Origin of the sequence: Streptomyces sp. NPDC087300, from assembly GCF_044744425.1 — a bacterium.
In the GTDB taxonomy this organism is placed as follows: domain Bacteria; phylum Actinomycetota; class Actinomycetes; order Streptomycetales; family Streptomycetaceae; genus Streptomyces.
In genome coordinates, this window is sequence record NZ_JBIUYI010000010.1 from 137,071 (window position 1) to 146,377 (window position 9,307).

Consider the following 9,307-nt stretch of genomic DNA (forward strand, 5'->3'; position numbering starts at 1 on the left):
CGCCGTCGACGACACTGAGGAGTTTCCCCGCCATGTCCCGCGAAGATCTCGCCGCCTCGCGCAAGGCGCGACTGTCCCCGCAGAAGCGGGCCCTGCTGGAGAAGCTGAGCGGCGCGGCCCGTGCGTCGGGGAGCACCGGCATTCCGCGCCGCCCGGCCGACGACCGTCCGCCGCTCTCCTACGCCCAGCGCCGGCTGTGGTTCCTCGACCAGATGGTGCCCGAAAGCCCGGCGTACAACGTCCCGATGAGCTTCCGGGTCCGCGGGCCGCTGCGCCGCGACGTCCTGGAGCGGGCCGCCGAGGAAGTGGTGCGCCGGCACGAGTCGCTGCGCACCCGGCTGCCCAGCGAGAACGGCGAACCGTGGCAGGAGATCCTGACCGACGTCCGCGTTCCCATCCGGCTGGTCGACGTCACCGAGGACCCGGCCGGGCTCGACGCGCTGATCTTCGACGAGGGGCGCAGGCCGTTCGACCTGGCCACCGGGCCGCTCCTGCGGATCACCCTCTACCGCGTCGAACCGGAACTGCACGTGGTGCTGCTCAACGCCCACCACGTCGTGGTCGACGGCTGGTCGCTCGGCCTGTTCTGGCAGGAGCTCTTCACCCTGTACGAGGCGTTCGCCGCGGGCAGGCCCTCCCCGCTCGCCGACCTCACCGTGCAGTACGCGGACTTCGCCGTCTGGCAGCGCGAGTACCTCTCCGGTGACCGTCTTGAGAACCAACTCGACTACTGGCGAGGCCAGTTGGGCGACGGTACGGAGAATCTGGAGCTGCCGCTCGACCGGCCGCGGCCGCCCGTCCAGACCTTCGAGGGCGGCGACCTCAGGGACGTCTATCCCGACTCCCTGCGCGGCGCATTGCAGGCCCTGTGCCGTCGCGAGGGCGTCAGCCTGTTCGTCGTGCTCCTCGGCGCGCTGAACGTGCTGCTGCACCGCTACACCGGCCAGCGCGGCATCCCCGTCGGCTCACCGGTGACCAACCGCACCCAGGTCGACATCGAGCCGCTCATCGGCATGTTCGTCAACACCCTCGTCTACAAGACGGACATGTCGGGGGACCCGGACTTCAGCGAGGTGCTGCGCCGGGTGCAGGAGGTCGTCAACGGCGCCCAGCAGCACCAGGAGGTGCCGTTCGAGGTCCTCGTCGACGCGCTGCGGCCCGAGCGGTACCTGTCGCAGAACCCGCTGTTCCAGGTCTGCTTCAACTTCCTGCCCGCCAGGGAGCTCAAGCCCGGCGACGAGCTGGTCATCGAGGCGATCGAAGGCGTCCGGATCGACACCTCAAAGTTCGACCTGTGGATCAGCGTCGTCGACTGCGCCGACGAGCTCCTGGTCGAGGTGGAGTACAACCGCGACGTGTTCGAACCGGACACCGTACGCCGCCTGATGGACTCCTTCCGCGTCGTCCTTGAAGCCGCCGTCGCCCGCCCCGAACTCGCCGCCTCCCGGCTCCCGGTGCTCCCGGAGCCCGCGCGCCGCAGCATCGTCGAGGAGTGGAACGACACCGCCAAGGACTTCGAGGGCGCCGACCGCTGCCTGCACGACCTGATCGCGGACCAGGCCCTGCGCACCCCCGACGCGCCCGCGCTCGTCTTCGGCGGCGAGCGGCTCGACTACGCGGAGCTCGACGCCCGCGCCAACCGGCTCGCCCACTGGCTGCGCCGCCGCGGCGCGGGCCCCGAGACCGCCGTCGCCGTCTGCGCGGAACGCTCCGTCGAACTGGTCGTCGCGCTGCTCGGCGTGCTCAAGTCGGGGGCCGCGTACGTCCCCGTCGACCCGGACCACCCCGCGCGGCGGCGCGCGTTCATGCTGGACGACACGGCTCCCGGGATCGTGCTCACCCAGGAGCACCTGGTGTCCGGAGTGCCCCCGACGGACGCCGAGGTGGTCGCCCTCGACACGCGCTGGGCGGAGATCGCCGAGGAGTCCGACGAGCCGGTCGCGCACGGTGCGGGCCCGGACTCCCTCGCGTACATGATCTACACCTCGGGCTCCACCGGGCAGCCCAAGGGCGTCCTCAACACCCACCGGGGCATCGTCAACCGGCTGCTGTGGATGCAGGACCGCTACCGCCTCGACGGCACCGACCGGGTGCTCCAGAAGACGCCGTTCAGCTTCGACGTCTCCGTGTGGGAGTTCTTCTGGCCGCTGCTGACCGGCGCGACGCTGGTCGTCGCGGGACCCGACGAGCACAAGGACCCGGCGCGGCTCGCCGAGGTGATCCGCGAGGAGCGGATCACCACCGCGCACTTCGTGCCGTCGATGCTGCAGATCTTCCTCGCCCAGGACGGCCTGGCCGCGCACTGCGCGGACCTGCGCCGCGTGGTGTGCAGCGGTGAGGCGCTGCCGTTCGCCCTCCAGGAGCGGTTCTTCGCCCGGCTGCCGGAGACCGAGCTGCACAACCTCTACGGCCCCACGGAGGCGGCCGTCGACGTCACCGCCTGGCAGTGCGTGCCGGGCGACGAGCGGGGCATCGTGCCCATCGGCCGGCCCATCGCCAACACCCGCGTCCTGATCCTCGACGAGCGGCTCAACCCGGTGCCCGTCGGTGTCGTCGGCGAACTGCACATCGGCGGCGTCCAGGTGGCCCGCGGCTACCACAACCGGCCCGAGCTCACCGAGGAGCGGTTCGTCCCCGACCCGTTCGGCGCCCCCGGCGAGCGGCTGTACGCCACGGGTGACCTGGCCAGGCTGCTGCCCGACGGGGTGATCGAGTACCGCGGCCGCGCCGACTTCCAGGTCAAGGTCCGCGGCATCCGCATCGAGCCCGGCGAGGTCGAGGCCGCCCTCACGCAGCACCCGGACGTCCTGGAGGCGGCGGTCGTCACCCGCGACGACGTCCGCGACCCCGACCACAAGCAGCTCGTCGCCTACCTCGTGCCCGGCACGGGGACCGCCGCGAAGACGCCCGACGAGGACCCGATGACCGCGTCGGTCGCCCAGTGGGCGGAGGTGTTCGACCAGGCCTACGCGCAGGACACCGACCCGCGCGACGCGGACTTCAACATCATCAGCTGGAACAGCAGTTACACCGGCGAACCGCTGCCCGCCGACGAGATGCGGGAGTGGGTCGACGGCACCGTCGAGCGCATCCTCGCCCTCAAGCCCCGGCGGGTCCTGGAGATCGGCTGCGGCACCGGCCTGCTGCTCGCCCGCATCGCCCCGCACTGCGAGAGCTACCACGGCACCGACATCTCGGCGGCCGCCCTGGACTTCGTCCGTACGCGACTGGTCGACGAGCGCCCCGAACTCGCGGGCGTCACCCTGTCGCGGCGCGCCGCCGACGAGATCGCCGGAGCCTTCGACGAGCCCTTCGACGTGGTGATCCTCAACTCCGTCGTCCAGTACTTCCCCGACGCCGACTACCTGCGCAGCGTCCTCGGCCAGGCGCTGGACAGCTTGACCGGCGACGGCGCGGTCTTCGTCGGCGACCTGCGCAACCTCGCGCTGCTCGACACCTTCCACACCGACGTCGAGCTGAGCCGCGCCACGGCGAAGCTCCCCGTCGCCCGCCTGCGCGCCCGCATCGCCCGCCAGGCCCGCCAGGAGCAGGAACTGCTCGTGCACCCCGCGTTCTTCACCGCACTCGGCACGGCACGGCCCGACCTGCGCGGCGTCGACGTACAACTGCGCCGGGGACACCACGACAACGAACTGACCCGCTACCGCTACGACGCCGTGCTCCATGTCGCGGAGCCGGCGGGCGACCCGGCCGAGGACCAGGACATCGTGACCCTCGACTGGCCGGACAGCGGGGGACTCGCCGCGGTGCGCCGCCGCCTGGCGGACGAGGAGCCCGAGGCGCTCGCGGTGCTCGGCGTGCCCAACGCCCGCCTGGCCGCCGTCAACGTCAAGCGGGACCAGCTGCGCGACAGGGACGGCGAGGAGATCGTCGGCGCACTCGTCCGCGACGCCGCACCCGACCCCGCCGCCCACCTGGACCCCGAGCAGTGGTGGCGGCTCGGCGAGGACACCGGCCGTACCGTCACCGTCGCCTGGATGCCGGACGCGACCGACGGCAGCTACGCCGTCCTGCTCAGCCGCACCGGCACCCACCGCCTCGCGGACGCCCTGCCGGAGGGGCCGCGCGAGCCGGAGGCCCTGACCAACGACCCCGCCTTCCACCGGGCCGGTGCCGAGCTGGTGCGCGAGCTGTGCCGCCACCTCAAGGACCGCGTGCCGGACTACATGATCCCCGCCGCGTTCCTGCCGCTGCGCGCCCTGCCGGTCGGCGTCAACGGCAAGCTCGACCGTGACGCGCTGCCGCCGGTGCCGGACCACGGCGACGCCGACGGCGCGTCCGCCGCACCCACCACCCCCACCGAACACACCCTCGCCGAGCTGTGGGCGGCGGTCCTCGACCTGGACGACGTGGGCGTGCACACCAACTTCTTCGAGCTCGGCGGCGACTCGATCCACACCATCCACGTCGTCGCCAAGGCCCGGCAGCGCGGCCTTGAGTTCGCACCCCAGCTGATCTTCCGGCACGGCACCGTCGCCGCCCTGGCGGCCGCCCTGGACGAGCGGGCCGCCCAGACCGGCACCACCGCGCCCGAGCGGCCCGAGGCCGCGGGACCCGACGCCGGAGCCGCACTGCGCGCGCTGTCCGACGCACCCGGAGTCGTCGACGTCTACCCGCTCTCCCCGTTCCAGCAGTGGGCGCTCGGCGTCTGGCGGGAGCGCCCCGAACCCGGGCTCTTCCTCGTGCACCGCATGCAGCTCCTGCGTGTCTCCGAGTTCAGCGAGGACGTCTTCGTCGACTGCTTCCGGCAGCTGATCGGCGAACACCCCTTGTTGCGCACCACCTTCGCCTGGGAGGGACTGGCCGAGCCGGTGCAGGTGGTGCACGAGGAGGCCGCACCCGAGACGGCCTTCGCCGACTGGCGCGGCCTGCCCGGCGCCGAGCAGGACGCCCGCCTGGAGACCTACCTCGCCGCCGACCGGGAGCGCGGCGTCGACCTCGGCAGCGCCTCCGGGCTCCGCTACCTGGTCGCGCTGCTCGACGGGGACACCGCGCTGGTCGTGGTGAGCCTCAACTACTTCTGCCTGGACGGGTGGAGCTTCGAGATCGTCACCGACCGGCTTCAGGAGCTGCTCGACGCGGCGGCCACGGGCCGCGCCCCGAGCCCCGCACCCGACAGGCTGCCGTTCAAGGAGTTCGTCGAAGGCGCCCGCGCACTGCCGACGGCGCCCGCCGAGGAGTACTGGCGGCGCGCCCTGAAGGGCCTCACCCGGCCGACCGCCCTCTCCGAAGGACTGCGCCGACAGCTGCCCGAGAGCCCCGCTGAGGACGGCTGCGCCCGCCAGATCATCACCCTGGACCGGGACACCACGCTGGGTCTGCGCCGCCTCTCCCAGCGCGCCCACCTCCCGCTCAACGCGCTGTTCCAGGGCGCCTGGGCGCTGGTGAACGCGGCGTGCGCCGACTCCGACGACGTGGTGCACGGCGTGCTCCTCGCCGGGCGGTCCTCGCCGGTCGCCGACCTCGACGCGCTCTCCACGACGGTGGGCCCCGCCTTCAACATCCTGCCGCTGCGCACCCGACTCGACCGCGGCCGCGCGGCGGGAGACTTCCTCAAGGAGGTCTTCGACGCGCTCGTCGAGCTGGGCGGCCACGAGACCACGCCGCTGGACACCGCGCTCGGCTGGAGCGACCTGCCCGCGGGCACCCTGCCCTGCGAGAGCTACATCGTGTTCCAGAACGTCGGCGTGGACACCATGGAGCGCTCGGGCACCGCGTTCTTCGTCTCCAAGATGGGCTTCCCGCTGCGCCTGGACGTGTTCCCCACCAACGTCGTCACCGTGCACCTCTCCTACCACAGGGACCAGGTCACCGACGCCGGAGCGACCCGGCTGCTGCTCGCCCTGCGGACCGTCCTCGAAGCCCTCCTCGACGGCCTCGGCACGAGCGTCGGCGAGCTCGTCCAAGGCGCCCTCGCGGACCGTCCCGCCCCGCCCGGCCTCGGCGTCTTCCACGAGGGCGGGTTCCGCGTCGCGGACATCCGCGAGCAGCAGGGTGGTGAAGGCGCTTGAGCAGGCCCGTCGTCTTCCAGTTCGCCGGACAGGGCTCGCAGTACAGCCGGATGGGCTGGTCCCTGTACGAGAAGGAGCCGGTGTTCCGCGCCGCGCTCGACCGCCTCGACGCGGCCGCGGCGTCAGAGCTCGGCGAGTCGGTGCTCGCGACCCTGTACGCCCCGGGCCGCGGCCGCGCCGAACCGTTCGACGACATCGAGTTCACCCACCCGGCGATCGTCATGGTCGAACTGGCCCTGGCGGAGACCCTGATCGCGGACGGCATCGAACCGGACCTGCTGATCGGCGCGAGCCTCGGCGAGTTCACCGCGGCCGTCCTCGCGGGCGTGCTCGACGCCGAGGACTGCCTCCGGCTCCTGGTCCGCCAGGCCAGGGCGCTGCGCGACGCACCGCGCGGCGGCATGCTCGCCGTCCTCGACGACGTGGCGCTCCACCAGGACGTCCCGCTGCTGCGCGAACGCACCGAGGTCGCCGCCCGCAACTACCCCGGCCACTTCGTGGTCTCGGGCAGCCACGACGACCTGGTCGCCGCCGAGGAACTGCTGCGGGCCCGCAAGGTGGTGTGCCACCGCGTCCCGGTCCCGTACGCCTTCCACTCGCGTCTGATGGACTCCGGCGAGCCACTGTTCCGGGCCGTCATGGCACGGGCGGAGCTGAAGCCGCCGCGCATTCCCGTCGTGTCCTGCGCCACCGCCGGTGAGGTGGACCGGATCACGGTCGACCATCTGTGGCGGGCCACCAGGCTGCCCATCGAGTACGCGGAGACCCTGGCCGGGCTCGAACGGCGCGGTCCCCACCAGTACCTGGACCTCGGACCCTCGGGCACCCTGCACAACTTCGCGCGGAACGGCCTGCCCGCGGGCTCGCGTTCACGGTCGCTGCCGCTGCTCGGGCCGCTGGGCGACGACGCCCGGTCGCTGGCCGCGGTGCGCGAGGCGGTGGCGCCGCGCGAACGGCGCACGGACCGCACCGCGGCCCCCGCATCCCCCGAGCCCAAGGACGGTGTCATGAAGGTGTACGGATTCCCGGGCCAGGGCAGCCAGGCCAAGGGAATGGGCAAGGACCTCTTCGACGAGTTCCCCGAGCGGACCGCGCTCGCGGACTCGGTGCTCGGCTACTCGATCCGTGAACTGTGCGTCGAGGACCCGCGCCGCGAGCTGAAGCTCACCCAGTTCACCCAGCCCGCGCTCTACGTGGTCGGCGCGCTCACCTGGCTGCGCGAACAGCGCGACAACCCCGAGCCGCCCGACTACCTCGTCGGCCACAGCCTCGGTGAGTACGTGGCGCTGTTCGCCGCCGGGGCCTTCGACTTCGAGACCGGGCTCCGGCTCGTGGCGCGCAGGGGCGAGCTGATGAGCCGGGCCGAGGGCGGCCGGATGGCGGCCGTCCTCGGCCGTGATCTCGCCACGGTGGAACAGGCGCTCGCCGACCACGGCCTGACGGGCCTGGACATCGCGAACCACAACGCGCCCGCGCAGTTCGTCCTGGCGGGCCCCGCCGACCAGATCGACCTGGCCAAGCCGGTGTTCGAGGGAATCGGCGCGCACTACGTGGTGCTGAACGTCAGCGCCCCCTTCCACTCGCGCTATCTGCGCGACACCGCCGAGGAGTTCGGCCGCTACCTGGACGGCTTCGCCCTGCGCGACCCGGAGATCCCCGTCATCGCCAACGCGCACGCCCGGCCGTACGGGCCCGGCGAGGCGAAGCGGCTCCTGGCCCGGCAGATCGCCTCGCCGGTGCGGTGGACCGACACGGTGCGGTACCTGATGGGCAAGGGCGACTTCGTGTTCCAGGAGCTCGGCCCCGGCGCGGTGCTGCGCAAGCTCGTCACGAAGATCAAGGCCGAGGCCGAACCGCTGACGGTGGCGGAGCCCGCGCTTCAGGAACCGGTGCTCCAGGAGCCCGCGCTCCAGGAGCCCGCGCTCCAGGAGCCCGCGCTCCAGGAGCCCGCCATCCGACAGCCCGCCCTCCAGGAACCCGCGGCCCCGGCCAGGCCCACCGCGCTCGGCGCCGACACCTTCCGCGAGCGCTACGGCCTGCGGTACGCCTACCTGGCGGGTTCGATGTACGGCGGGATCTCGGGCGCCGACCTCCTGGCACGCCTCGCCAAGGCAGGCAGCATGGGCTTCTTCGGCACCGGCGGTCTCTCCCTGCCCGAGATCGAGCGGGGCCTCGACGCGGTCCGCGCCGACCTCGGCGCCGACGGGGCGTACGGCGCGAACCTGCTCCACCAGCACGCCGACCCGCAGCGCGAGGCGGCCCTCGTCGACCTCCTGCTGCGCAAGGGCGTACGCACCGTCGAGGCGTCCGGCTTCCTGCGGATCACCCCCGCCCTCGTCAAGTACCGGCTCAGCGGCGGCCTGGTGCTCGCCAAGGTGTCGAGCACCGACATGGCGGCCGCGTTCCTCGCGCCCGCCCCGGGCGCCGTCGTCCGGGGCCTGGTCGACTCCGGCCAGGTCTCCGCGCACGACGCCGCGCGGTACGCGGACCGCCCGCTCGCCGACGACCTGTGCGTCGAGGCCGGCTCCGGCTGGTACGACGCCGTGGGGAGCCTCGCCACCCTGCTGCCCGCCGTGGTCCGCCTCCGCGACGCCGCGGCGGGTCCGGGTCCCCGGGTGCACGTCGGCGCGGCCGGCGGCATCGGCAGCCCGGAGGCCGCAGCCGCCGCGTTCCTGCTCGGCGCGGACTTCCTGCTCACCGGGTCCGTCAACCAGTGCACCCCGGAGGCGGACACCAGCACGGCCGTCAAGGACCTGCTCCAGGAGCTCGACGTGCACGACGTGGCGCTCGCGCCCGCCGCCGAGATGTTCGAACTCGGCGTCCGCGCACAGGTCGTCAAGCGCGGCGTGTTCCTGCCGGCCCGCGCGGGAAGGCTGCACGAGCTGTGGCGGCGCCACGACTCCCTCGACGAGATCGACGCGGCGACCCGCCGGCAGATCGAGGAGAAGTTCCTGCGCGGCCCGCTCGATGCGGCGGGCGCGGGCCGGAGCGCGGCCGACGACCCCAAGCGGCGGATGGCCGATGCCTTCCGTGGCTACCTCGACCGCGGCTTCGCGCTCGCGCGGCGGGGCGAACCGGGCCGGACCGTCGACTACCTCGTCTACTGCGGGCCCGCCATGGGCGCCTTCAACTCCTGGGTGCGCGGCACCGACCTCGAACCGTGGCAGGCGCGCCACGTCGACACGATCGCCGAGCAGCTGATGTCCGAGACCGCCGCACTGCTGCGCCGCCGCGCGGCCGGATTCGCCGCGCTCTGAGCCGAGCAGCAAAGGAAG

2 protein-coding genes are annotated in these 9,307 nt (G+C 73.0%); both read left to right on the forward strand.

What is annotated here, in order from left to right; translation table 11 throughout:
* Nucleotides 1-32: 32 nt before the first annotated feature.
* On the forward strand, nucleotides 33-6,032 hold the full coding sequence (locus ACIO9J_RS35165) for an amino acid adenylation domain-containing protein (protein ID WP_402008505.1): 6,000 nt from the start codon (nucleotides 33-35) through the stop codon (nucleotides 6,030-6,032).
* Nucleotides 6,029-9,289 carry an ACP S-malonyltransferase gene (gene fabD, locus ACIO9J_RS35170; RefSeq protein ID WP_402008507.1) on the forward strand — a complete coding sequence of 1,087 codons (3,261 nt, stop codon included), beginning with the start codon at nucleotides 6,029-6,031 and terminating at the stop codon, nucleotides 9,287-9,289. The genes ACIO9J_RS35165 and fabD overlap by 4 nt, the downstream gene beginning before the upstream one ends.
* The last annotated feature ends 18 nt before the right edge of the window (nucleotides 9,290-9,307 follow it).

What these genes read in the sequence shown, in the direction of transcription:
- ACIO9J_RS35165 (WP_402008505.1), top strand. Translation starts at nt 33, where the DNA reads ATGTCCCGCGAAGATCTCGCCGCCTCGCGCAAGGCGCGACTGTCCCCG.